We start from the raw sequence: 24944 nt of genomic DNA on the forward strand, positions 1-24944 counted from the left end.
CAACAACGTGTTGTTTATTTATATTTGAATTATATGTTCGAGTTGAACCTTATACAATAATCAAAAATCGTGAATGTGTCGGTTATAAGACACATCCTTGAAATGTGTTGGCTAAAATTAAGGAGGGACATACTTTGCGCGATAGTAATTTAGATTTACGTGTTATTCGTACGAAAACTGCCATACGAAATGCATTAGTGGAATTAATTGAGGAAAAAGGTTTTGACGCCATTACAGTGAAAGATATTACTACGAAAGCAAACATAAATCGTGGTACATTTTATACACATTACCAAGATAAATTTGATTTAATGACAAAATGCCAAGAAGAAATTATGTATGAATTTTCTAGCATTGCTAAACAGAGATTACCGGAAGTTATTGCTGATCTTGGATCAAGCCCTTCCCCAACAATGCCATTTATACTTATCGCTTCTATTCTTGAATTTCTAAATGAAAATAGTGATTTTATGAAAGCTGTACTAAGCCCAAAAGGAGATTTATCTTTCCAAACGAAACTGAAAGACTTTATGTGGAAAACACTATTTGAAGATACGAATGGTCCTCTCATTAATAAGGAGAATTTACTTGTCCCAAGCCAATACTTAGCTTCTTATATGGCATCTGCTCATATAGGTGTCATTCAACAATGGTTAAATAATGGACAAAAAGAAACACCTGAGGAGATTGCTCGTATTTTATCAACAATCGCAGTTCATGGACCTTTTTATGCGGCTGGTTTAAAGAAATAAAAGTCCGCTATATAATAAAAGATCATCCACTATAATAGCGGATGATCTTTTATTTCATTACAACACTTCAATATACCCTTCTGTTCCATGTACCCGAATTCGCTGTCCGTCTTTTATTCGTTTCGTAGCATTCTCTACCCCGACGACTGCTGGTAATCCATATTCACGTGCAATAACTGCTCCGTGTGTCATCAGTCCGCCAACTTCAGTGACTAACCCTTTTATAGACACAAACAATGGTGTCCAGCCAGGATCAGTAAAGGCAGTAACTAATATATCTCCATCTTCTAAATTCGCATCTTCCATATTTAAAATAACGCGTGCTCTCCCCTCAATCACTCCTGAAGAAACAGGCAGACCTACGATTGCTTCAGCCGGGAGATTTTCTCGTTTGTACTTCCCAGTAATGATTTCTCCATCAGACGTCATTACACGTGGAGGCGTTAGTTTTTCATATAATTTGTAATCATTTTTTTGTTTATGAATAAGCTCGTAATCTAGTTTATTCGTAAGGACAACTTCGTGAAGTTCTTCAAAAGTTAGATAGTATATATCTTCTACTTCATCAATAACTTTATTTTGCACGAGTTGCTCGGCTTCTTTCAATATTGCCTGCTTATATATGAAATAGCGATTAATCATACCGTATTTTGGATATTCACGATAACCGATAAAATTCCGGATGTTACGAATCATTCGCTTCGTCTCTTCTACTTTTTGTTTACCATCCGGCAAGTGCTGTAATCGATTTAATAACTCTTCTTCTTTTTTCAAAGCTTCTTGCAGTCCTTCTTCAAACTTCCGCTTACTCGCCCCCGCTTCAAAGTCTCTTATATTATTTAAAATCATCGGGATAATTGTAGTTGGCTTTTCACTCCAGCGCGTTTTCGTAATGTCAATTTCTCCGCTACATCTCATTCCGTATTTATTTAGAAAAGCATAGATTGCATCTCGTGCTTTATCCCCGCCTTCAAACTTAACTAGCTCATCTAAAAAGCCATCATCTTCTACATGCTGTAAATACGCAATGACTTTTGGATATGGCCTAATCGCATCTGCAACGTCCAGTAATGCTAAACCCATTTCTGACGTAATATTATTTTGTACGGATTGAGAAAGCGTGTCTGCTGCATTTTTTTCACCTAGCCATTGCTCCATCTTTTCATTGATCCATGTTGAAGCATCCATACCTGCCATAATGACGGCTATACTTTGTGGGTTGAATAATACTGTTCTTAATTGCTGGATGTCTTTCAAAATAAAATCAAATACATCCACCCCTGATTTTGTTTGCATATTTCGTTTTAACTCTTCAAGTGATGCTTGACTAGTCTTTATTAAATTCGTAACGATTGCCGGATCGTTTTCGATTTGTGGTTGTGAGCTTGCAGGTGGTCCACTTTTACCAACACTCTTTTCTTTTTCATCATCTGGTAACAATTTAATAAAATCATCTCGCTCGACTACAGTTGTTAATGCATCTCGTATGAGCGGATCAGATTTTCCTAAAGTGTTTATTAAGAAATCTCTGCTAGCAGGTGAAGCTAATCTTTGTGTAGCATCAACAAATAGCCTGCCTCCCGCTTTACGCATAGGAGCACTAGTCGTTAACAGGAAAAAAGATAATCCTAGTGGTTTCATCGCATCGGTCATCATTTGCTGATGACCAACCGATATATACACATGATTTCCCTGATCATTTGCTTCTGGAATTGGATACAAAGTCGTAATCGGCCTGCTTTGGACAATATAAAATGCATCATCCACTAAACACCATTCAATATCTTGCGGACAACCAAAATAAGCTTCAATCTGCCTTCCGATGCGTGCTAGTTGTATTATTTGTTGTTCCGTAAGTGTTTGAATCTTTTGCTGAGCCGGCTCAATCTGCCCTGTCTCTGTTCCGCCCTCTTTTAAAGCATAGATAGCTAATTTTTTAGTTGCAATCATCTTTCCGGTGATTTCGCCTTCTTTTACTTTATAATTATCAGCACATACTAAGCCAGAGACTAAAGCCTCACCAAGCCCAAAACTGGCATCAATTGATAGCACCTTTCGGTTAGAAGTAATTGGATCAGCAGTAAATAAAATGCCTGAAGCCTGCGGGAAAACCATTCTTTGAACGACAACACATATAGAAACTTGATTATGTTCAAAACCATTTTGCATCCGGTAAATGACTGCTCGCTCTGTAAATAAAGACGCCCAGCACTTTCTTACATGCTGCAAAATCGCTTCTTTTCCGATTATATTTAAATACGTATCTTGTTGACCAGCAAACGAGGCATATGGTAAATCTTCAGCAGTAGCACTAGAACGCACGGCATACGCATGTTCATTTCCAAAACGTGAGAGATAATGAGCTACCGCTTCCACTACATCAGAAGGGATTTCTACTGCCATAATGACTTCTCTAATCTTCTTACTAATTCCACCAATTTGAGCCCGGTCTTCAATTTTTAACATTGCTAATTGACTCAACAAATCTTGAAACGCTTCATTTTGTTCGATGGCCTTTTCATACCCTACCGTTGTAACACAAAAACCTTCTGGCACTTGTATACCTTGAATGTTTGATAATGCCCCTAAATTCAATCCTTTTCCGCCAACGAGCGAAAGCTGCGTTTTTTCTATTTCCTGAAAATCGAGAACGAAAGAACTCATGTAACATCTCTCCTTACTATGCGTGTGTTCTTGATTGTAGCAGTAGTAAATAAGAATAAACAGTCTATTTCGAACGTGATTTACGTGATATAATTAAGTTAGGAAGAGATGATTTTTTATTTCTCCCCCTCTAATTCACTTCAATTACATCAACAAACTTAAACATCCTTTGATTATGAAAAGCATCGGTACAAGTAATCTTCTTATTTAATGGATTTATATCAGCTACTGTTATGTAATTTTTATATAGATAGCAATCCTTATAATATGTAAGTAAAACCTCTTCTTCACCTAAAAATGAACATAGCAGCTCATTTCCAATCATTCCCTTTTCATCTTGCGTTACGATTGGACGTGGGACTTTCATTTGTTCACTTATAATTTCTTTAATAACTGCGAACTGTTCTGGCATACTGGCAAACGGTTGCCACTTCACCATATTATCAAGACATTTTTCAAATTATTGTAGCTATATTAATCCCTCTATCTTTGTACACATATCTTCATACATAATTCTCCTTATAACAGATTTCTATATTTTAAAATTTGATAAGTAATTATTACGTTTCGATATGCTTAGAAAATTCAGGTACATATATAAGTTATTTTTAATACACTGGGATTTTATATGCAAATGAGTACCTTTACAGTAATGTTTAAATACAATGGTATGAGTAGTTACCATTATATTTAAGCGTTCGTTATAAATGCCCGTATGAAATATCATAAATAATGAAGGACACTGTTAAAGAATTGATTGAGTATGGTGAACGGATTCCGCACTATCATAAGGATTTCCCTATAATTTTATTTTGGAGTCACAGAAGCGGTTGAACTTCCCTGACGAATTGGTTTTTCTTCCAAATTGGGTTATATAAAGAAGCAATGAAATATGCACCATTCATTCATTACTATGAATCTGAAAACAACAATATATTGTGGGGGAAGAAAAGGTCATCAAACAAAATATAAAACTAGAGAATTTTAATACAATAATTCCGGAGCTGGAGAAAGAATATGGATTACTTTCTTCTGATATATCACTCCTTACAAACTCCACTCATCATAGGGCACATCAAATGATTTATAAAGGAAACTATGCAAATAGAGATATTACAAATCCAAAATCCCCTTCATTATCAACCTATCGAAGTTTTTATGATGAAGAAGCTCTAAAGCTTGTTTCAGAAATATATAATGACGATTTTGAAGCATATGGATATAAAAAGAATGAAATTAATTTTTAACTAATATACCTATAACCCCCACTATGCATAGAGTCTCTTTAAAAACGAAAACCACTATTAAAAGCCAGCGGTATGGAAGGGGAATATAATGAGTATTTCTATTATAATGATGGGTTTCATCATAGGGGGATTGGTTGGAGTAACAGGGATAGGTGGGGCCGCATTACTGACTCCATTTCTTCTAACATTAGGTATAAGTCCTTCTGTAGCTGTTGGAACTGATCTAGTATATAACTCTATTACTAAAATGTTTGGAATATCCCAACACTGGAAACAGAAGACCATCAATTTTAGACTAGTAAAATATCTAGCTATTGGGAGTATACCTAGTGCAATTATCGCAGTAGTAACGATTCATTTCTTACCGATCTTTCACTATAGTCGAGAAGGAATTATAAAGTATATATTAGGATATGTTCTAATCCTTGCGGCAATTTCTATTTTAATAAAGGCATTTTTCTATAATGAATCTACACAAAATTATTTTCAAAGACAGACTATGGTACAAAAAAAGAGCCTAACAATTCTTATTGGTGCAATACTCGGTTTTATCGTTGGACTTACTTCTGTGGGGTCAGGCTCTTTATTCGCTATTGCAATGATATATTTATATCAACTGAGACCATCCGAGTTAGTAGGCACAGATATTACACATGCTTTTTTATTAGTGACGGTTGCAAGCATACTAAATATGAATTTAGGCAACGTAGATTATCTCTTGTTAATTCATTTACTCATTGGTTCTATCCCAGGTGTCATACTTGGTAGTAAATTCTCCACTAAGATTCCCGTTAAACCCCTTCAAATATTTCTAGCTATCATTATTGGTGTTAGTGGACTAAAGTTAGTTATCGCTTATTAAAAAAAATTTATGCTTTTGCTATATAAGAATGGAGGTTCAAAATGGCTCATACAGAACTATATAATTTTATATACAAGCAAGGGCGTGTCCCTCATTTCCATAAAGATTTTCCCCTAATCTTATTTTGGAGCCAAAAAAGCGGTTGTACTTCGCTAGCCCACTGGTTTTTTTATCAAATTAATTTATTTAAAGAAGCGATAAAATACAACCCGTTCATTCACAACTATGAGTATGAAGTATATAAAAACTCTACACATCATTTAGCACAATTAGCTAGTGGATTACAAACTAAAGAGAAGAATACTTACAAACTAGTAAGAAATCCTTATAGAAGAGCAGTAAGTTCTTTTGTTGCTCTGATTCCGCCACCAAATTTTGAGAATCCCGCATGGAAACCCATTCGACAATTTCTGTATGGTGATGAAACCTGCAATAAACCCATTTCCTTTAAACTATTTTTGTATTATTTAAAAGCACACATGACCAAATTAGATCAAGTAGATCCTCACTTTACACAACAATATATACAAGGAGAAGAGGAATTCGTTACGAACTATATTTATCTAGAAAATTTCAACACAGGAATTTCGAAACTAGAAGAAGTATATAAATTAAAAAAATCACCATTAGATCTGTTATCAAAAGCTTGGCATTATCAAGAGAGTAAGATGATTTACAAAGGAGTTTATGCAGACGGTGATATCACAACCCCTCTTTTCCCACGATTACCTACTTATGATAGTTTTTATGATGCAGAAACAACTCAATTGGTTCAAGAAATATTTGCAAAAGATTTTAATATGTATCATTATGATTTAAATTCTTTTCTCTCAAAATAAAAGTGTTCAAAGCCACTGGCTCTATTAAGTGTTTTATCTTAAAACTGATACGACAACATCACATATTTATAAATTTCCATACACTTCTCCTAATTCTTTTTTTAGTTGTGTTTTTAAGTGCTCATTTTCACTTTCTAATAGCTTGTTCTTATGTTTTAAAAGCTACTTTACTCAATACTAAGTTTGGCCCAATACCAATCGTACTTTCGATCCGTGTACGTTCATATATTCCTCGCTTGAACTTTAATGCGAATTCGCAAACAAATGAATACTCGCAGTCATATCCATGAAAAATTCATCGATACTATATTGATGAAAATCTTCCGGCGCAACATACTGTAAAGCTAAGCCCATTATTTAATTTGAACATTTCACATACGTATGCATAATTGGATTCACAATAATAATATCTTGCCGCTTCGGTATTTCATACAAACGAGCCATCTTCTTAATTCCTAACGCTTTTAATGGCGGTGTTGCTGCCAATACGATTGATCCACTCCGATTCACATCTCCTACGACAGCCAATTTTGTATAACGTGGATCAAGTCCTTTTTTAATACATGATACGCTCGCATAAAAGCTACGAAGATCTACACATAAAATAATCCGATTTGGTAAAAGAGAATGATTATCCAAGGTTATCACTCCCAAACAAAGAACGTTGGTTCTTATCAAAGATATTTCCATGAAAATTCTGGTTAAAATAGCCAGACTTTAAAAACATATTTAAGAAAAACTTAAGGAGTTTCCCTCTATATTCATAAGAAGTTTTTTCTATACTGAAAAATGTAAATACATAAGAGGAGAAACAATCATGAAGAAATTTTTACTTTGCATAATAGGAATAAGCCTTCCTATATACTTACTACCTTTCATATTACGCGGGGATTTGGACAGATTTAATCCGATTGCTGAAGAAAAAAATGTATACGCCATTGCGAAGGGATATGGCGTTCCAGATTATCATCATAAAGGAAGAGCTATGTACTCCCTAAAAGGTGTTGATGAAGCAAGGAATGAGAACAAATATACAGTAGGAACTAATACTCCTAATGATTTCATAAGAAAAACTTACTTAAAAATTCATGTAAAAGGAAAGTATGTCTATTCTTACGACGTTATTTCTGAAAAGGACATTCCGGAGAAAATAAGGGTGCAATTGGAGATAGAAGATAAAGTGAAACTTTAATCAGTGGGAGTCTTACTGCCTGGCAAATAGCGGGATAAATAAAAGAGCCTACTCGTATGAGCTGGCTCTTGATTACCTCTCCTTTGAGGAAGGAGCATTATTTCGGTAAATTTATTAAATTAGTTATCATTGTTTTAATAACCATTGTTCAATTATTTTAGCCGTTTCATCTCGTTGTGCTTTTGACGTAATTAAGCTAGCATTATCACCTTTTTGCTCACCATACATGCCAAAATTAGCATGGTTTCCCCCTTTTATCATGTGCATAGTTGTATTATTTGACATTAACTTTTTACTGTTCTCTATTTTTTCTACTGTTGCTAAAGCATCTACTTCCCCATAAATTGATAACATTGGAATCGATTTTGTAGAGAAATCATCTGCAGGATAAGAACCTAAGAAAATGATCCCGTCTACCTTGTCTTCATGTTGAAAAGCATACTTAGAAATCATAGCTCCCCCCATTGAATGCCCCGCAACATACCATTTTTGAACTTCAGGATACTGTTCCATTACACTGTCTACCACATTGATTCCAAATATCGCTAAATTTAATGGTAACTTAGGCATTACTACAACATGCCCCTCTTTTGCAAGAGCTTTTCCTAAGTAACTATAAGCCTCAGCTTCTACTTTAGCTCCTTGATAAAAAATAACCCCTATTTTAGCATCTTTCTCTCCAAATACTATATTACCTTCATCTTTTTTATCATCTACTAACGACAAACCCTCTTTCGTTGGTTTATAAGTAAACTGAGACCAAGTCAAAAACGTAATACTTCCTATAAGTAAAATACCTAGTAAAGAGTAAAGAACAATTTTCATCCACTTCTTCACATATATGCCCTCCCTAAGATGTGTATATTTTATACTTTAAATGATTATTTATATAATTGTCGAATAATCTTAACTAATAAATTTAGAAAAAATAATACGAGCCCTCAAATGCCGTTTTAAAATGAGTTCAATATATTCATCCTAAAACACAGGCTTCATACACAAAGTAAAATTCCATAAAGAAAAAGCCGATTTCTTTATCGTATAGGAAATCGACTTTTGGCTTAATTATTGATTTAGTAATAAAAACACCTTTTAAAATAACTATGTTTATACTATAGACGTTGATCTTTTTGGAAGTTTAGACGAAAATGATCCTCATCATTATATACCCCAAATTCATACCCTTGCTCTTTATAAAATTTAATAATTTCAGGAAGAGCTTGTAATGTTTGTGCTTTTTCATGCATTAAAACAACTTCTACTTCTTCTGTTGTCTGTTTTTTTACATTTTCGATAATCTGAGTTGGATTATCTTTTAATTTCCAATCATTTGAGTCTATTGTCCAATCCCAAACTTTTATTGCTGCTTCTACAATTTGATTACGAATTTCCTCGCCCTTTAATCCTGGTGCAGATCCATATGGCGGACGGACTAGTTTAGGAGTTGTCCCCGTAATATTATGGATAAGATCTAACGTTTCTTTCATCTCTGGTACAAATTGTCCCTTTTTGTATAACTTATCACTATTATGTGTCATACTATGTGCACCAATATAATGTCCTTCTTTTACTGCTCGTTTTACATTTTCCTGAAAACCTGTATTTTGTAAATTACTACCTTGCATAAAAAATGTCGAAGCAACATTTTGCTCTTTTAGTACATCTAAAAATTTTCCAGTCAATTCGCTAGGACCGTCATCAAATGTTAAATAGACAACTTTTCCTACCGGTTTTCCATCAGGTCTTTTTTGTTTTGCTGGTGATGTTTCCTTTTTCTTTTCTTGTTGTTGCGTATTAACTTGTTTCATACTTTCATTAGCTACTCCCTTCGCTGGGATAGAGTGCCATTTTCCAATTAAAAAGAACGTGAAAAAGGTCGTTGCTAAAACAACTCCTAGAGATATTATTACCTTAGTTAATCGACTTGTTTTTTTCTTACTTTGTGATTCTTTCATTATTTTTCGATCCTTTCCCTATTAATTTTCATATTCATTATTTATAAGGCTGAGCCTTTACTCGACTGAATCATTAGTTTCAACCGGTATCTACAATAAATAGATTAATAGAGACGGATAAAGATAAAATGCAGATAATGTCGATTTTGTTTAAAAATGATAAAAACGTGTAGAACGAAAATTCTACACGTTTTTATTTAAATAAAAGAAAAATAATACTCCATCTTCTGTATTCAAAACACCATATTCCGCGCCATGCAGCTCTAATATATTTTTTGAAATAGCAAGGCCCAATCCTGTTCCACCTTTGGAGCGTTGACGAGACGTATCTCCTCGATAAAAACGATCCCATATTTTCTCTAAATGTTCTAGTTCAATATGTGCTCCTTTATTTTCTACACATACTTTTACACGTTCATTCTCTTCTATTGTAGAAATAATAATATTCTCCTGTTCTGGTGTGTAACGAATCGCATTCGTAATAAAGTTAGTCACCACCTGCTCTATTCGATGTGGATTTGCAACTACCTCAGTTTTAGAAAGTTGTTTATGGACATGTAATTGCTTAGCTGTTATATCCGAGGTTAATTGCTCACATATATAATCAATCATCTCATCAATATGGAAAACATCCATTTCCATCTTATACGTACCAGACTCGAATTTTGCTAACTCCAGCATATCAATAATAAGCATATCCATTTTATCTACTTCTTTTGACATTGCTTTAAAGTAATAATCCTTTTTATTACTAGCAACACCATCCTCCAAAATTGAAATACAGCTCTTCATAATACTTAAAGGTGTTTTTAACTCATGTGAAACACCCGCGATAAATTCTTTACGTGTATTTTCTAATTGCTTTTCTTTCTCTATATCTTGCTGCAATTGATTAATATACGAATGCATAGCCTTAGAAAGTGTATTAATATTTTGTGATAAAGCACCTATTTCATCCTTTGTAGTAATAGGTATCGTCTCTGAGAAATCTAAACCAGCGATTTTTTTGTAGTATCATTTATTTGTAATAGTGGTTTGGCGATTTTATTTGAATAATAGAACGATATCAAAACGATTAAAATCAAAACAAAGATAATTAAATATACATAATAATCCTTTATCATTTGCACAGCTTCATCAACTGGCTGTAATGATGTCATAGCAAATATATAATTCACCTTACCATCTGCATCTATTGTTGGTTTGATTAATAGTTTATATTTAATATCATTTTCTTCATAATCCACTATTTCTGTAGAAGTAATATTATTTGGTTGTTGATTTAATATTAAATCAACCTGAAATTGTTTTATTCTATCTATTAACACACGATTTCCATAAATAGAGTTAGTTCCTACAGTACCCTCCGGTAACTGTACATTCTTAATGCTCCCTGCTAAATATACTTGTGAACTTTCTTTTGAAGATACGGCTTTTGGGCCATATAACTTCTCTGACAACTGCTTGTTCTCCAAACCAACATTCTTCTCTTTTATTGTTAACATCGCAGGGACTACTGCATCACCTTCCTGCACTCCATCGATAATAATATGATTCCCCTGTTCTAAACTATCTTTTATCCTTTGTATATCTTCTAAATTAACAAAACTATACAACGGTATCTGAATTAAACGTTCAGAAAAGGTGTTATTTCCGTTAGGATCTAACTGAATTTCTAAAGAAAAATCACTTGCATATTTTATATTCCCTACACTATCTAACGTTGTAATCCATGTCGCATTATCTTGATAGAAATTTTGTTCCAACTCTTGAATCCTTTTCGCGTCATCTCCAGCTTTTATATATGCCTTTTCAAAGAATTGAATATTCGTTTTAATATCATTAACTTTTCGATTCGAATAATATTGCTTGAAAAATATGGTTTGTCCAATAAAAATAGTCACTAAAATAAGTGTACATAATGCCGTTGTTAATATAAATAACTTTAATACAATTCCTTTTTTCATACCTGTCCCTCAAATTTATAACCAGCTCGCACAACGGTTACAATACAAGTCGCTTTTTGCCCTAATTTATGACGCAAGTTACGGATATGACTATTAACAGTACGATCATCCCCAGCGAATTCATAACCCCAAATTTTAGTGATTAGTTGTTCTCTCGAAATTACAATCCCTTGATTTTGCATGAAATACGTTAATATTTCAAATTCTGTATGTGTCATACTTATGTCTTCCCCATCTACAGTTACTGTACGAGAAGGGAAATGTACATGGATACCACTACTAGTTAATGTGTCTGCAGTAGATACATTAATAGTGGAAAAATATCGGCTTTCAATTAATCGTTTTGCCCTTGCCAATAAAATAGAAGGACTATATGGTTTTGTAACATAGTCATCCGCTCCCATTTCAAATCCCAGTAAAGTATCATCTTCATCCACCCGAGCCGTTAGCATAATAATAGGTACATTAGATTTCTTACGAATTCGCCGGCAGACCGCCCAACCATCTAATTCCGGTAACATAATGTCTAAAATAATTAAATGTACCTCATGTTCTTCAAATATAGATAATGCTTCTTTCCCATCAATCGCCTCTAAGACGTTATATCCTTCGTTTAGTAGGTAATCCTTCATTATTTCACGTAAAATATCTTCATCTTCTACAATTAAAATTGTTCTTTGCATATTTCATCTTCCCCACGATTAATTTTATTTTTATGAAGAAATAGTTCATTTTATATTTTAACCAATTAGAAATCTTTCACTATTTCTGTCACTACTAAATGCAACATAGTTATATCAAGATAATAGCATGCTAATATAAAGATAAAATGCAGAGATAACTGTAATTCTTCAGCAAATAATGAAACTCATCTTGAATCGAAAGATCCATACAAAAACGCCATCCTTTCTGTATATTTCTACAAACAGGATAGCGTTTTTTCATATTAAAGGTAGAATTCTATGATGAATAATATCAATTATACGTAATAATTGATATTTAATTGATATTAGAACTTATTACTTTATATTTATCGTCTTTTGCAACATCTATAATTGCATCAATTTTTTGTTGTTCATTATTCAGCTCATGTCCTGCGATCCAAACTTTATATCCTATTTCTCCCACTACTCCAACTTTAGTTATAACAACATCTAACTGTTTTTCTTTTTGAAAATATTCAATAGCAGTTGCCTTTGCTTTTTCTTGAGTTTTTGGAAATTCTTTGTCACTTAATGGATCTTTCGTTGTTAATGTAATGTAAGAGACAAAACCAACAATAATTAAAGTTATGGTAGAAAGTCCAATTAAAAATATTTTTTTCATTCTTCTTCATCCTTGTCTATCTTTTTTTAAAGATTAACATGTTATTTATTGTTTTTCAATAAAAAAATATTGTATTTTGTTATTTTTTTATTGAAAACCTCTATAACTTAGACAAATATAAAAATCATTCCTCTAACTATCCTGATCTTTATCTCAACTAATCTATTACATAATGTAGAGTTATAAAAGAGTTTGATCATTATTAAAGAACTACAAAAATAAAAACCCCAATCTCTCTATATTAAAATTGAGAAATTGGGGTTAAGTTATTTAACAATAGTTTTCATTTAAAACAAGTAACTAATTAATAAGCCTGCCGATAATAAGAAGCCGAAAATCGTATTTGTCATCGCTGTTGATTTCATTGCGATGCGCATATATCCGGGATCCTTTGCTCCTTTTTGGAAACTTTGAATAGCAGAGATTGGCTTTCTCAAACCTAGGAACATAACTAATGCCCAAGGGCTTATATAACCCATCAATACAATTACGGCAATCCATAAATAAGCAATGAAAAAGGCTACAGCTAGTGTTACCACTGCTTTTTCTCTCCCAAGGAGGATTACCAACGTCTTTCTTCCACCTTTAATATCTTCTTCGATATCTCGGATGTTATTCGACATGTTAATTGCACCTACTAAAATTCCAATTGGAATGGAAATCAGTATACTTTCAATCGTTATAGTATTCGTTTGAATAAAGAAAGCAATGAGTACAAAACATGTCCCCATTAACAATCCAGAAACTAATTCTCCAAACGGAGTGTACGCAATTGGTAATGGACCACCTGTATATAAATAGCCAACCGCCATCCCAATTAAACCAATGACGACTAACCACCAGCTGCTATTCATACAAATATAAATTCCAATAAATGCTGCTACCACATACAATAAAAGCGCAACTGTTAAAACATTTTTTGGTTTCAATCCATGACGGACAATTCCACCACCGATGCCAACAGAATCAGCTGTATCTAATCCACGTTTGAAATCATAGTACTCATTAAATAAATTCGTTGCTATTTGCAATGCTAAACATGCAACCATCATCGCAATAAATAAAAGCCAATGAATGTCTGCAACATAAAGTGATGACACTGTTCCTAAAATTACAGGAGAAAACGTCGCCGTTAATGTATGCGGGCGCGTCATCTTCCATATTAATTTAGCGGAACTAATTTCTTTTTCATTCCCCATAACTCTATTCAATCTCCCTACATTTTAAGTATAAATGACTAGCAGTATCTTTCTATCTATTTTCTGCTTCATATCTATTATATCAAAAAAAGAATTGATGATAGAACTGTAATGCTCTTGCTTGCACCATAACTTTGCATCAAAATATCGTTTTTCTAATATGGGGTACAGCCGCATGTCCGTCAACTTAAGAAATTGGTAGTTCCCCAAAACGAAGAAAATTTTCGTTTTGAGGACACTTCAAAATATTAGCTTGAGGGCATGGGACTGAACCCCTAATGCTTTATTTTAATAATAATTCTTTTCATAAAATAAAACCCATTTATCAGTCTAAACCATTTTTTAGATTTAACAATAACAAGTGTACATTTTTACCTTTCAGATGGTCTCTTTTATTCTAATTTCTTCATTTCTTTCAGCCGTTCTATATCCTTTTCTGAAGCCTTTTCTATTTTATACAATTCATAGCTACCTTTTGTCTCATTTATTACTACAAATTCAATTTCATTCCGAATATAGCTTTTAGTTTTTCCTTTTTTATAACCAATAACATTATCTAATATAGTTTCTCCACTATCTTTTTTATATAAATTATAGCTAACAGGTGGACGACCAATTACATACTTATTATCAGAAAATCCGACTATATCATCTCTCCCTAATCCTGTCGAAACACTCCAGACAAAAATAATCTGAAATATAGAAAAAACAACCATACCGCATAAGAAAACAAATAGGATTGATTTAAAAAATAACTTTAAAAATATCCTGCCCAAAAACATTCCCTCCCATTTCACCTCGGGATAGCAAGAACAAAACGTGAATTTTGTACGCTAAGAAACCGAATTTTTATATTGTTGAACTCAATCCCCGTCAGTGCCATAAGAAAAAGGGTTACCGCAGTAACCCTTTTTCTTATAATACACGTCATTTAGGTAAGCTATGGATGAATAAAGTCAATCTATGAAATTTCCCACAATCTTTTAACTTCCACCAATTCCTGCCCATTGAATTCCATTCTATATATATCTGGTTTTGATGTCTGTAGTAAAAAATTCAAATCATACTTACTGTCATAATATCCCATCATCAAAGTCATTACAGCTCCATGAGTGCCTAATACTACTTTCTGTCCTCGATAGGTGTTTAATAATTCTTTTAAAACTTTTATAGCACGTTTCTGACAGTCGACATTCGACTCTCCTCCCATTAAAGCAAAGTCGGGGTCTAAGAATGACTTTTCTATCAAAGGGAATAATTCTTTATCCGACATTCGTTCCTCTTCAGCAATAAAAATTCTCTCTTTTAAGTCCTCAAATACTATAACTTCTTGTCCTATTTGCTTCGCTAACTGCTGAACAGTTAGAATTGAGCGATTGTATGGACTTGAGATAACAACGTCGATTCCCTCACCTTTTAATGCATCTGTTATTCGTTGAACATCTAATTTTCCTTTTTCAGTTAATCCTCTTGTCTCTTCTTTTCCAAATTTCGGTGAATCCCCGTGTCTCACCATATATATGAAAGTTTTCATAATTACCTCCATTTTTCCAGTTCCCTTTACAATTCCTCCCTGATGTTAGCATATATATCCAAGTTTGTCTCCTTTAATTAACAGAAAACTGTGCGAATTTAAAATGAATTCACGATATTTGTAAGAAAGACGCGAAGTTTTCACTATCCTCAGGTATAAAAAAACGTTATTCTTTCTAAACAAGCTTGATTATTAGAAAGGATGAGATTTTTATGAATCTTTCGATTCGAAGCGAGCTACAATTATTTGCTGAAGAATTACATCAACATCTTACCCCATCATTTTTAGAAAAACTCGCTAGAGAACTCGCTTTTGTACAACGAAAGCGTAAATTTTCAGGACGTGATTTAGCTATTATTTGTGTATGGATTAGTCAACGTGTAGCGAATGATTCCTTAGTTCGACTGTGTAGTCAACTTCATGCTGTTACAGGAACTCTTATGAGTCCAGAAGGACTAAATAAACGCTTCAATAAGAAGGCTGTTTGCTTTTTAAAACATATCTTCTCTATATTATTTAAAAATAAAATTTGTGAAACATCAGTGATTCCAAGCTCTTCAATTACCTATTTTCAACAGATTCATATTTTAGATGCGACGATTTTTCAAGTGCCAAAACATTTAGCTAGTGTGTATCCTGGATCGGGTGGTTGTGCACAAACAGCAGGTATAAAGATTCAATTAGAATATGATTTACATAGTGGACAGGTTTTAAATTTTCAAGTTGAACCGGGTAAGAACACTGATAAGACCTTTGGAACAGAATGTTTAGCAACATTACGACCTGGCGATTTATGTATTCGGGATTTAGGCTATTATTCACTGGACGATTTAGATCAAATGGACCAACGAGGCGTGTATTATATATCGCGACTTAAACTAAATAATTTTGTACAATTACATCCGATTTACATTGGATACATCCTAATTATTAAACATAGAAAATTAAAACATAATACATAAACGAAAGGGCCAACTCCTAGGAGTTGGCCTTTTTTCTCTTATTTTAAAAATCTTCAATAGTTACTCTACCTTGATAAACAGATAGATTTTACTTTTGTAACCCATTAATAATTGTATCTGTATTCCATTTCATCATTTTCAAATACGTATCTCCATCCTCGCCTGTTTTACCTAGTGAGTCTGTAAAAATTGTCCCTGCAATCGGCACGTTTGTTTCTTTTGAAACAGTTTCCATGCTACGTCGATCTACACTTGTTTCTACAAATAAAGCTGGAACTTTGTTTGTTTGAATTACACTTACAACATCTCTAATTTGATCTGGCGTACCTTGGTTCTCTGAGTTAATTTCCCAAATGTATCCCGTCTTAATGTCATACGCTTTTCCAAAGTATTTAAAAGCACCTTCACTAGAGATTAAGAAACGTTTTCCCTCAGGAATTTGATGAATTCTATTCACTGTCTCATCGTGTAACTTTTGGAGTTCTGCTACATACTTGTCGGCATTTTTAGTATAGAACTCTTTATTTTTAGGGTCTTCTTTAATTAATGCCTTTTTCACATTTTCAGCATATAAAATACCATTTTTAATATTCATCCATGCATGTGGATCTGGTTCTTTTTCTAATCCCTTAGTTTCTAAATAAATAGCCTCTACACCTTCACTTACTTTATAAACCGGTGCATCTTTTTCTGATTTGTTTGCAGTTTTCAATAGTTTTTTAAACCATGCTCCGCCCTCTTCTAGGTTTAATCCATTGTAAAACACCATATCTGCATCTGTCATTTTCATAACATCTTTTGGTAATGGATCATATTCATGCGGGTTAGCTCCAATCGGAACAAGACTATGAATCTCAACTTTATCTCCACCAATTTGCTTCACCATATCATATATAATGGAGTATGTAGTTACAACTTTTAATTTTCCATTGCCCTCTTCTTTTCCATTGGTGTTACTCGAACACGCTGTTAATGCAAATACGAAAATACAAAGTATCGATAATAAAACATTTTTGAATTTCATCTTTATCCTCCAATCAATTATGACAACTCTGCTCTATTTTTTCTAATTTTGATAGCTCTCCAAAACAAACCTTGTGACGGTGAAAAAAAGAATGCCAATGCGAACAAGAATGTTGCGACAAGAACAATTGTTGCACCTGAGGCAAGATTATAAGAGAAACTAAAATATAGCCCTACTACAGATGAAAGTGCACCAATACCTGCGGCTAAATAAATCATGACCCATAAACGATTTGTTAATAAATACGCTGTAGCCGCTGGTGTAATAAGCATAGCGACAACTAGAATAATTCCTACAGTTTGAAGTGATGCTACTGTAACCATTGTAAGTAGAATCATTAAGCCATAATGAATCCATTTGTTCGGTAATCCGTAACTTTGCGCCATCGTTGGATCAAAAGTGGATACGAGTAATTCTTTGTAAAACAGCATCACAAGCCCGATAATAACCACTCCGATAATAAGTGTCATCCACATATCAGAAGAACGAACTGATAGGACATTCCCGAATAAAATATGATACAAATCAGAACTACTCTTCATAAAGGTAATTAAAATAATCCCTATAGCGAAAACAGATGTGAACATAATCCCTATCGCCATATCATGTTTAATTCTACTATTTTGACTTACAAATCCAATTCCAACTGCAGTAATAACACCTGTTAAAACCGCCCCTATGAAATAGTTCATACCGATCATATAAGAAAGTGCTACTCCAGGAAGAACGGCATGTGAGATCGCATCACCCATTAATGCCATACCTCGTAAAATAATAAAACATCCTATTACCCCACAAATCACTCCTACCATAACGGAAGTTAAAAGCGCCTTCTGCAGAAAACTGTACTGCGTTAATGCATCTATAAATTCTACAATCTTCATGATGAATGTACCTCCGCTGCATTATTAAACAATATTCCTTGATTCACATATGCTTTTGACATAACAGTTGGTTCTAATACTTGTCGTACTTCCCCGTAATGAATTAAGCTTTTATTCAGTAATAGTAATTTATCAAAATAGGACTCTGCTTTACTTAAATCGTGATGTACAACAACAATCGTTTTCCCTTCTATACGTAATTCTCTAAGAATTTTAATAATTGTCTCTTCACTTGTTACATCAATTCCAACAAATGGTTCATCTAAGAAAAATATCTCTGCCTTTTGTGCTAGCGCTCTCGCCAAAAAGACACGTTGTTGTTGTCCACCTGAAAGCTCACCAATTTGACGATTTTTAAACTCTTCCATTCCGACCTTTTTTAAACATTCAAACGCCCAATCCCGATGCTCTTTCTTCGGCCTTTTCATCATCCCTAAAGATGGATACGTTCCAATTAGTACGACATCTATTACTGTGATCGGGAAATCCCAATCTATATCACTTCTTTGCGGTACATATGCAACATGTTTTCTAGCGCTTCGAATATCCTCTCCAAGAATCCGAACATATCCCTTATCACTTGGGATTAAATCTAAAACAGCTTTCATTAAAGTAGATTTCCCCGCACCGTTTGGACCGATAATTCCAACGAGTTTTCCTTTTTCAATTTCAAAAGAAACGTTTTGAACTACTTGATTCCCTTGATAGGATACAAACAAATCTTTGACGATTATAGCCTCACTCATTTTTTGTGTATTCCCCCTTCTTTTTTTCTTTAATATAATTATTTTGCACAAAGGCAACTTTCGGACAAAAAATATAATATGAATTTACATTCATACCTAAGTTTCCCTGAGGAAACTTTTTTATATGAGTCAAATTATATAAGCCTAATGTAAATTTGCAAACTACTTTTTACTAATTTATGAATATACAATAAAAATCATTATCACTATGAAACAAAATACATGATCCATTCTATGCTCTTTTGGAAAGGATATTACTGTGAAAAATTAGCACTATAGTATATAAACGAAAGAGCCTACTCGTATGAGTTGGCTCTTTCTCTTTGAGAATATCCAATACGCTTTACAGCAAAAAACTATGATTAAAGTCAAATCACTTCCAAACAACACCCCGCCGCTCGTATTCCATTCTATATTCAACAGCAGCTGCAATTTTAGGACTTGCGAACCTTTCCGTAATCCAAAGTCCTAAGTCAACTCCTGAAGTAACTCCTCTTGCAGTAATAACATTTCCTTGATCCACAATTCTGTAAGGAAGAAGCTCTCCTCCATATTCACTCATTTCACTCTGCGCCAAACGATGCATTGTTGCCTTTTTATCATTCAATATACCGGATGCAGCTAGTAACATACCTCCAGTACAAACTCCCGCAACAATCGTTCCTTCATTGTGCATCTCTCTAATTATTTTAGTTAAAGTACCAAGTTCAGCTTCCTTTCGTGCCCCGTGCTCAGCTTTATGATTCCAGCCACCACCAGGTACAATTAACAAATCTGGGCGATTATCCATTCGTAAAAAATCATGTAGTTTCACCGTAACTCCAAACGAGGTAGTAACTTCTTGTTTTTGTTCACTAGAAACTAACTCAACCGTAAACGGAGCACCTTCTTCTATCGCTCTTTTCAATACCTCAAAAGGTGCAAAGGAGACAAGTTCTCCGAAGCCGTCAAACAATACAATTTGTATTTTCATTTTTAGAACACCTCATATGCTTTGTTTTATAAATCCCAAAAGAGAAGAAATGTTATCTACAAATTAACAATGAAGACAACCTTTCTCCCCTTACTCTATAAACTTTCAAATGTCCCTCTAATTCTCTCCCGTCACCTAATAGACTCATCGTCTTTTTAACGAAGTTCCAATTTAAACTACCGGATAACCATAGCAACGAAGAAAGTCTTTTATAATCATTTGAAGTTAAAATGTTATTAGCTTTATACCCTTCTAAAAATGCTCTAGCAACTTCCGGACATACTTTATGCGACTGTATTCCTTTCGTTCGAGAGTACCATTTTATTAAAAAGGCTAATCCTTCAATACGGTCAACATAACTAATAGATTCAAAATCTACAATTCCCTTTACCTGTTGACTTGAGTCCCATAAAACATTCAAAGGATTTAAGTCTGTTTGTACAATAAACTCTAATTCACTCGTATATGCGCAGTCTATATGATATTTAGCAAAATCTATATACTCCCGCAATTCCTTACATGCGCTTGTCTTGCTTTCTAACATATTAATAAACTCAACATACCCATCCAAATGAGATTTCTTCTGAAAAATCGCGCTTTGAAATGCACTAGAAATATCATGAACCTTTCTTGCTTCCTTTCCAAATGCTTCTGCGATAGCTTCTGTACAAAGTGTAATATGTTCTCCTTCAATCCAATTAGACAATATAAATCGGTATTGTTCATCATTCCATGCGACTAATGTAAATGACTCCCCTGACCTATTTTTATTAATTTGCATAAAAAGGATCCCTTGCTCGCGTAAATAATACGTAAAACGTACTTGCTCTATCAATTGTTCGTTTGATAACGCCCCAAAAGCCGGATTGATCGTTCGCTTGCTATTGATAAACCGTGCGGAATATCGCTTTCCATTCACCATAATTTTATAGTGTAAATCTGTATTCCAGCTATTTTTATGTAACTCTTCTTCCACTGCTAGTGAGTGAATTTCTTTAAAATAATTTATTAATACATCTTTTATTATGTATTTCATCCTTTTTTCCTTTCATGTGAAAAAATTTTCAATACAACTCAACTTCCTCTCATCATATCCATGCCACCATTAAAAAAGGCCATAGCCTTTCCCAAAATGAAAAACTACGGTTCTTTTTACAACTCAATAGTTAAAATATTTTCGAAAGGTGGAGTCTCTATAGCTTTTAAATAATCTCAAATTAATAATTATAGAGTGATTCCGCCTATAAACAAAACCCACCAGAAACATCTAAAATCTGCCCTGTTACCCAGCGACTATCCGAAGAAGCAAGGAACGCTACTGCATCTGCAATATCTTCAACTTGTCCTATTCGTCCAAAAACAGATGAATTCGTAGCAAAATTTCGTATTTCCGGATTATCTAGCAATTTCGCATTTATATCTGTCTTCGTATATCCAGGCATAATTGTATTCACTGTTATACCTCTTTCTCCAAGATGTTTAGCTAGAGGAAGTGTCATCGTATTTAATGCACCTTTACTTAAGCCGTATGCAATGGACCCTGCAAAACCAAGTCTTACTTCAGCTGATGAAATGTTAATAACTCGCCCCTCCGCTCGTAATAACGGTAATGTTTGCTGAATTAAGAAGAACGGCGCCTTAATATTTACGGCCATAATTTCATCAAAAATTTCTTCTGTCGTATTTTCAATCGTTCCTTGTATACCTATGCCTGCATTATTTACTAAAATATCAATCTCTGATGTACAAACTGTCTCTTGCAGTTCTTCCTTTAATTTCTCTACTAGTCTTTTGACACCATCAATTGAATTGAGTTCAGATTCAATTAAGAACGCTTTTCCTCCATTAGATTCAATTTCTCTAACTGTTTCATCTGCAGCTGCTTTATTTCGGCCGTAGTGAACTGCAACTAATGCACCATCTTTCGCCAATCTCATCGCAATCGCACGACCAATGCCCCGACTCGCTCCTGTTACTAACGCTACTTTCCCATCAAGATTCTTCATTTTTTCCACCCTTCCTACATTTTCGTTTAATAAATCCTATACTTATATTTTTATGCAAATACTAATAATTTTAAATATAGATTTATAGGTAATTTAGTTCCTTCACTTATGATATTATAGTTATAATTTACGATTTACTTTAGAAAATAAAAAGGAGGGCTATCCAATGCAAAACGCAGTAAAACTAGATGAAATTGACCATAAAATTATGAACTTGTTGCATGAAAATGCGAGAATTTCTGTTTCAGAAATAGGACGTATTATATCCATGACGCAGCCCGCTGTAAAAGAACGCATTAACAAGCTTGAAGATCAAGGGGTTATAGCCGCTTACCGAACGAAGTTTGAGCCTTCCAAAATTAATAAAGACATTCAAGCATTCATTATGTTCAAAACGAGTCAATGCTCTGATTTTATCCAATTTTGTAATGCCGCTCCTGAAGTAACAGATTTATATCGAATTAGCGGGGAATTTAATTATATGATGAAAGTCATGAGCGATTCGATGGATTCTCTCGCTGCATTTTTAGACTCTTTAATGCAATTTGGATTATCGTCTCCTTTAATTGTTTTAAAGAGTGAATTTGAAGAAAAATTGTCGTTCTGATAAGAGGGTACGTATTATCCTCCGCTAACATTAAAAGTTGCTTCTTTGTGAGAGAAATCAACAAAATAAATGATATAATCTATTTAAAATCAAATGATCAAACACAATTGATATAGATGGTTAGGAGAAAATTAATGAACGAAAAAATAGGCTATGTTTGTAAATTTTGCGGAGTATTTCACGATGAACTCCCTATATGTTATGGGAATGAGGCTCCCGATTATTTTTACTATATCCCTGAAGAAGAGCTAGAGAGTCGAGTTGAAATGGATGAAGATCTATGTGTAATTGATGATGAATATTTCTTTATGAAAGGTTGTATTGAAATTCCAGTTTTAGATGGAGAGGGACCTTTTATATGGGATGTATGGGTATCTTTAAGTGAAACAAACTTCCAAAAGACGCTTGATTACTGGGAAACGAAAGGAAGAGAAAACGAATTAGAGCCAATGTTTGGTTGGTTATCTACCCAACTTCCTTGTTATCCAGATACAGTAAGTTTAAAAACAATGGTTCATACTAGAGAAATCGGTTACAAACCTTATATTGAACTCGAACTAACAGACCATCCATTATCTATTGAACAAAAAGATGGTATTAAACTAGATCGCATCCAAGAAATTGCTGAAGAAATTTGTTATCAAAATAACGAAGAAATAAATGATTAGTAAATAAAAAAGAACATTGAAAAATCAATGTTCTTTTTTATTGCATTTTCACTTATTAATCAGATTTCTCTTCGAAAAGAGAAATCTCAACTGTATTTTAACCACCTACCCCTGATTCCTCTGCTCCTCCCTAAACTCCTCCTTTACCTTCTCTAACAACCCTTCTTCCGTAATTAATCGATACGCTGTATTCGCTAGTGCTTTTGCCGATGTAATTAATGCTTTGTCCCCGAGTTCTGAACGAGCTGCTTCTCTAAATTCATTCGTATGCGCAATTAAATCGTCTGGACCGATTTTAATGTACGGATGAATTGTCGGTACGACTTGGCTTACGTTTCCTGCATCTGTTGAGCCAATTCCTACTCTTTCTTTACGGTTTACATCTTCACCTAGTAGTTCTAACTCTTCGGCTACGACGTCATTAAATGTTTTTGTTACGAGTAGTTCATCGATTTCATTTTGGAATTGATGAATTTTTACTTTCGTACCTGTTGCTAACGCTGCCCCTTGTGCAATATTTCTTACTTTTTCTGTTACTTCCGCACATCTTTTTCTCGTTGCAGCACGGATGAAGAAGCGTGCCGCAGCATAATCCGGAATAATGTTAGGTGCTTTGCCACCTTCTGTAATGATTCCATGAATTTTCACATCTGATGGGAGTTGTTGGCGAAGTGCATTAATACTGTTATACAGCTGGATAATCGCATCTAATGCGTTAATTCCTTCTTCTGGTGAGGCTGCTGCATGAGCTGTTTTTCCGTAAAAATGAAAATCAAGTGGATCGACCGCTAGTGATGGACTCGTTGGAGCTGTTTTTCCGCTCGGATGAATCATAAGCGCCGCATCAATGTTTTTAAATAAGCCAGCTTTCACATAACTCGATTTTGCGCTACCATTTGGCCCGCCTTCTTCTGCTGGTGTTCCGAACACGACAACTTCTCCGCCGATTTCCTCAAGCGTTTCTGATAACGCGATCGCTGCTGCAACGCTAATTGTTCCGATTAAATTGTGACCACACGCATGACCGAGTCCTGGTAAAGCGTCATACTCAGCTAAAAATGCGATAACTGGTCCTTGTTTCCCGGAACTTTTTCGCGCGATAAACCCTGTTTCATGACCAGCTATATTGTGCTGCAACTGAAATCCTGCGCTTCCTAACAACAAACTTAACGTTCTTGATGCGTAAAATTCTTGGTTACCAATCTCCGGATTCGCATGAATATTATGACTTGTTTCTATGTACTTTTCCTTATTTCTTTCTATACTCTCTTCAATTGTTTTTCTTTGTGACGTTACTCCTGTCGCTCCCATTTTTCTTCCTCCTTTTATTTTCACGTAAAAAAGCCTCTTTCTAAAAGATAGAAAGAGGCTTCTGTATATACAGTCAAAATGAGCTTCTTTCTTATCTTTCAAGTTACCTTGCTGGAATTGGCACAGTATTCATAAAGAATCCGCTGCCGAGGTGTCATAGGGCCAGTCCCTCAACCTCTCGTGATAAGAATTTTCATAAAATTATATTAAATTACATTCATTCTAA

Annotated in this window: 22 protein-coding genes, 4 pseudogenes and 1 riboswitch; of the genes and pseudogenes, 8 read left to right on the forward strand and 18 right to left on the reverse strand. The window is 34.1% G+C overall.

Annotated features, from left to right (window positions below; translation table 11 throughout):
* The first annotated feature begins 134 nt into the window (after positions 1-134).
* Positions 135-752, forward strand: a complete 618-nt coding sequence (locus tag ABH957_RS04245; protein ID WP_002084688.1) for a TetR/AcrR family transcriptional regulator — start codon at positions 135-137, stop codon at positions 750-752.
* A gap of 57 nt (positions 753-809) precedes the next feature.
* On the opposite strand, the gene ppsA is transcribed toward ABH957_RS04245, so the two are convergent.
* A complete protein-coding gene (gene ppsA / locus ABH957_RS04250; protein ID WP_404453203.1) occupies positions 810-3416 on the reverse strand; it encodes a phosphoenolpyruvate synthase in 2607 nt (868 codons plus the stop codon).
* A 130-nt stretch (positions 3417-3546) separates the two neighbouring features.
* Entirely contained in the window at positions 3547-3855 is a 309-nt protein-coding gene (locus tag ABH957_RS04255; RefSeq protein WP_404490831.1) for a YolD-like family protein, read from the reverse strand.
* Between the two features lie 293 nt (positions 3856-4148).
* Between ABH957_RS04255 and ABH957_RS04260 the strand changes: the two are divergent.
* From ABH957_RS04260 to ABH957_RS04270, 3 genes and pseudogenes are all read left to right on the forward strand, one after another.
* A pseudogene (locus ABH957_RS04260) lies at positions 4149-4663 on the forward strand (hypothetical protein).
* A gap of 88 nt (positions 4664-4751) precedes the next feature.
* Positions 4752-5525, forward strand: a complete 774-nt coding sequence (locus ABH957_RS04265; RefSeq protein ID WP_375371240.1) for a sulfite exporter TauE/SafE family protein — start codon at positions 4752-4754, stop codon at positions 5523-5525.
* 41 nt (positions 5526-5566) lie between these two features.
* Positions 5567-6364 carry a sulfotransferase family 2 domain-containing protein gene (locus tag ABH957_RS04270; RefSeq protein ID WP_113935831.1) on the forward strand — a complete coding sequence of 266 codons (798 nt, stop codon included), beginning with the start codon at positions 5567-5569 and terminating at the stop codon, positions 6362-6364.
* A 160-nt stretch (positions 6365-6524) separates the two neighbouring features.
* Here the strand turns inward: ABH957_RS04270 and ABH957_RS04275 are convergent.
* Positions 6525-7003 (reverse strand): annotated as a pseudogene (locus tag ABH957_RS04275) (Y-family DNA polymerase); the annotation flags it as partial.
* Between the two features lie 178 nt (positions 7004-7181).
* Between ABH957_RS04275 and ABH957_RS04280 the strand changes: the two are divergent.
* Positions 7182-7556, forward strand: coding sequence for a YxeA family protein (locus tag ABH957_RS04280; protein WP_404449179.1), 375 nt, complete (start codon positions 7182-7184; stop codon positions 7554-7556).
* Between the two features lie 126 nt (positions 7557-7682).
* Here the strand turns inward: ABH957_RS04280 and ABH957_RS04285 are convergent, their stop codons facing one another.
* The 8 genes and pseudogenes from ABH957_RS04285 to ABH957_RS04320 form a co-directional block, all read right to left on the reverse strand.
* Positions 7683-8393 carry an alpha/beta hydrolase gene (locus tag ABH957_RS04285; protein WP_404510676.1) on the reverse strand — a complete coding sequence of 237 codons (711 nt, stop codon included), beginning with the start codon at positions 8391-8393 and terminating at the stop codon, positions 7683-7685.
* Between the two features lie 275 nt (positions 8394-8668).
* Positions 8669-9511 carry a polysaccharide deacetylase family protein gene (locus tag ABH957_RS04290; RefSeq protein ID WP_002013627.1) on the reverse strand — a complete coding sequence of 281 codons (843 nt, stop codon included), beginning with the start codon at positions 9509-9511 and terminating at the stop codon, positions 8669-8671.
* A gap of 183 nt (positions 9512-9694) precedes the next feature.
* A pseudogene (locus ABH957_RS04295) lies at positions 9695-11478 on the reverse strand (sensor histidine kinase).
* Entirely contained in the window at positions 11475-12161 is a 687-nt protein-coding gene (locus tag ABH957_RS04300) for a response regulator transcription factor (RefSeq protein WP_404453192.1), read from the reverse strand. Before ABH957_RS04300 ends, ABH957_RS04295 begins: the two are co-directional and overlap by 4 nt.
* A 316-nt stretch (positions 12162-12477) precedes the next feature.
* On the reverse strand, positions 12478-12804 hold the full coding sequence (locus ABH957_RS04305; protein ID WP_404453189.1) for a hypothetical protein: 327 nt from the start codon (positions 12802-12804) through the stop codon (positions 12478-12480).
* 287 nt (positions 12805-13091) lie between these two features.
* Positions 13092-14003 carry a 1,4-dihydroxy-2-naphthoate polyprenyltransferase gene (menA, locus tag ABH957_RS04310; RefSeq protein ID WP_404453187.1) on the reverse strand — a complete coding sequence of 304 codons (912 nt, stop codon included), beginning with the start codon at positions 14001-14003 and terminating at the stop codon, positions 13092-13094.
* Between the two features lie 392 nt (positions 14004-14395).
* Positions 14396-14779, reverse strand: coding sequence for a hypothetical protein (locus ABH957_RS04315; protein ID WP_404453184.1), 384 nt, complete (start codon positions 14777-14779; stop codon positions 14396-14398).
* Positions 14780-14964: 185 nt separating this feature from the next.
* Complete coding sequence (locus ABH957_RS04320; RefSeq protein WP_404510820.1) at positions 14965-15537, reverse strand: histidine phosphatase family protein; 573 nt, start codon at positions 15535-15537, stop codon at positions 14965-14967.
* Positions 15538-15749: 212 nt separating this feature from the next.
* On the opposite strand from ABH957_RS04320, the pseudogene ABH957_RS04325 reads away from it, so the two are divergent.
* Positions 15750-16436: pseudogene (locus ABH957_RS04325) on the forward strand (IS4 family transposase); the annotation flags it as partial.
* 151 nt (positions 16437-16587) lie between these two features.
* Here ABH957_RS04325 and mntA read toward each other — a convergent pair.
* The 6 genes from mntA to ABH957_RS04355 form a co-directional block, all read right to left on the reverse strand.
* Positions 16588-17523 carry a manganese ABC transporter substrate-binding protein/adhesin MntA gene (gene mntA / locus ABH957_RS04330; protein ID WP_404453182.1) on the reverse strand — a complete coding sequence of 312 codons (936 nt, stop codon included), beginning with the start codon at positions 17521-17523 and terminating at the stop codon, positions 16588-16590.
* Positions 17524-17540: 17 nt separating this feature from the next.
* A complete protein-coding gene (locus ABH957_RS04335; protein WP_002165479.1) occupies positions 17541-18407 on the reverse strand; it encodes a metal ABC transporter permease in 867 nt (288 codons plus the stop codon).
* On the reverse strand, positions 18404-19153 hold the full coding sequence (locus tag ABH957_RS04340) for a metal ABC transporter ATP-binding protein (RefSeq protein WP_002084653.1): 750 nt from the start codon (positions 19151-19153) through the stop codon (positions 18404-18406). The genes ABH957_RS04335 and ABH957_RS04340 overlap by 4 nt, the downstream gene beginning before the upstream one ends.
* A 373-nt stretch (positions 19154-19526) precedes the next feature.
* Positions 19527-20126 carry a DJ-1/PfpI family protein gene (locus ABH957_RS04345; RefSeq protein ID WP_404490830.1) on the reverse strand — a complete coding sequence of 200 codons (600 nt, stop codon included), beginning with the start codon at positions 20124-20126 and terminating at the stop codon, positions 19527-19529.
* Positions 20127-20178: 52 nt separating this feature from the next.
* A complete protein-coding gene (locus tag ABH957_RS04350) occupies positions 20179-21162 on the reverse strand; it encodes a phosphotransferase enzyme family protein (protein WP_404510678.1) in 984 nt (327 codons plus the stop codon).
* A 205-nt stretch (positions 21163-21367) separates the two neighbouring features.
* Positions 21368-22132, reverse strand: a complete 765-nt coding sequence (locus tag ABH957_RS04355) for an SDR family oxidoreductase (protein ID WP_404453173.1) — start codon at positions 22130-22132, stop codon at positions 21368-21370.
* Between the two features lie 166 nt (positions 22133-22298).
* On the opposite strand from ABH957_RS04355, the gene ABH957_RS04360 reads away from it, so the two are divergent.
* Both ABH957_RS04360 and ABH957_RS04365 read left to right on the forward strand, forming a co-directional pair.
* Positions 22299-22739, forward strand: a complete 441-nt coding sequence (locus tag ABH957_RS04360) for an Lrp/AsnC family transcriptional regulator (RefSeq protein ID WP_404449198.1) — start codon at positions 22299-22301, stop codon at positions 22737-22739.
* A gap of 134 nt (positions 22740-22873) precedes the next feature.
* On the forward strand, positions 22874-23407 hold the full coding sequence (locus tag ABH957_RS04365; protein ID WP_328012272.1) for a DUF2199 domain-containing protein: 534 nt from the start codon (positions 22874-22876) through the stop codon (positions 23405-23407).
* A 105-nt stretch (positions 23408-23512) separates the two neighbouring features.
* On the opposite strand, the gene ABH957_RS04370 is transcribed toward ABH957_RS04365, so the two are convergent.
* Entirely contained in the window at positions 23513-24718 is a 1206-nt protein-coding gene (locus ABH957_RS04370; RefSeq protein ID WP_404490829.1) for a M20 family metallopeptidase, read from the reverse strand.
* An 88-nt stretch (positions 24719-24806) separates the two neighbouring features.
* Positions 24807-24908: riboswitch (SAM riboswitch) on the reverse strand.
* Between the last annotated feature and the right edge of the window lie 36 nt (positions 24909-24944).

The organism is Bacillus sp. RC242 (assembly GCF_044908245.1).
Lineage (GTDB): Bacteria > Bacillota > Bacilli > Bacillales > Bacillaceae_G > Bacillus_A > Bacillus_A mycoides.

Coding starts and splice junctions, on each gene's coding strand:
- ABH957_RS04370 (WP_404490829.1), bottom strand. CDS start 24,718: ATGGGAGCGACAGGAGTAACGTCACAAAGAAAAACAATTGAAGAGAGT.
- ABH957_RS04365 (WP_328012272.1), top strand. CDS start 22,874: ATGAACGAAAAAATAGGCTATGTTTGTAAATTTTGCGGAGTATTTCAC.
- ABH957_RS04280 (WP_404449179.1), top strand. CDS start 7,182: ATGAAGAAATTTTTACTTTGCATAATAGGAATAAGCCTTCCTATATAC.
- ABH957_RS04355 (WP_404453173.1), bottom strand. CDS start 22,132: ATGAAGAATCTTGATGGGAAAGTAGCGTTAGTAACAGGAGCGAGTCGG.
- ppsA (WP_404453203.1), bottom strand. CDS start 3,416: ATGAGTTCTTTCGTTCTCGATTTTCAGGAAATAGAAAAAACGCAGCTT.
- mntA (WP_404453182.1), bottom strand. CDS start 17,523: ATGAAATTCAAAAATGTTTTATTATCGATACTTTGTATTTTCGTATTT.
- ABH957_RS04340 (WP_002084653.1), bottom strand. CDS start 19,153: ATGAGTGAGGCTATAATCGTCAAAGATTTGTTTGTATCCTATCAAGGG.
- ABH957_RS04265 (WP_375371240.1), top strand. CDS start 4,752: ATGAGTATTTCTATTATAATGATGGGTTTCATCATAGGGGGATTGGTT.
- ABH957_RS04300 (WP_404453192.1), bottom strand. CDS start 12,161: ATGCAAAGAACAATTTTAATTGTAGAAGATGAAGATATTTTACGTGAA.
- ABH957_RS04350 (WP_404510678.1), bottom strand. CDS start 21,162: ATGAAATACATAATAAAAGATGTATTAATAAATTATTTTAAAGAAATT.
- ABH957_RS04360 (WP_404449198.1), top strand. CDS start 22,299: ATGCAAAACGCAGTAAAACTAGATGAAATTGACCATAAAATTATGAAC.
- ABH957_RS04320 (WP_404510820.1), bottom strand. CDS start 15,537: ATGAAAACTTTCATATATATGGTGAGACACGGGGATTCACCGAAATTT.
- ABH957_RS04290 (WP_002013627.1), bottom strand. CDS start 9,511: ATGAAAGAATCACAAAGTAAGAAAAAAACAAGTCGATTAACTAAGGTA.
- ABH957_RS04335 (WP_002165479.1), bottom strand. CDS start 18,407: ATGAAGATTGTAGAATTTATAGATGCATTAACGCAGTACAGTTTTCTG.
- ABH957_RS04255 (WP_404490831.1), bottom strand. CDS start 3,855: ATGGTGAAGTGGCAACCGTTTGCCAGTATGCCAGAACAGTTCGCAGTT.
- menA (WP_404453187.1), bottom strand. CDS start 14,003: ATGGGGAATGAAAAAGAAATTAGTTCCGCTAAATTAATATGGAAGATG.
- ABH957_RS04345 (WP_404490830.1), bottom strand. CDS start 20,126: ATGAAAATACAAATTGTATTGTTTGACGGCTTCGGAGAACTTGTCTCC.
- ABH957_RS04270 (WP_113935831.1), top strand. CDS start 5,567: ATGGCTCATACAGAACTATATAATTTTATATACAAGCAAGGGCGTGTC.
- ABH957_RS04305 (WP_404453189.1), bottom strand. CDS start 12,804: ATGAAAAAAATATTTTTAATTGGACTTTCTACCATAACTTTAATTATT.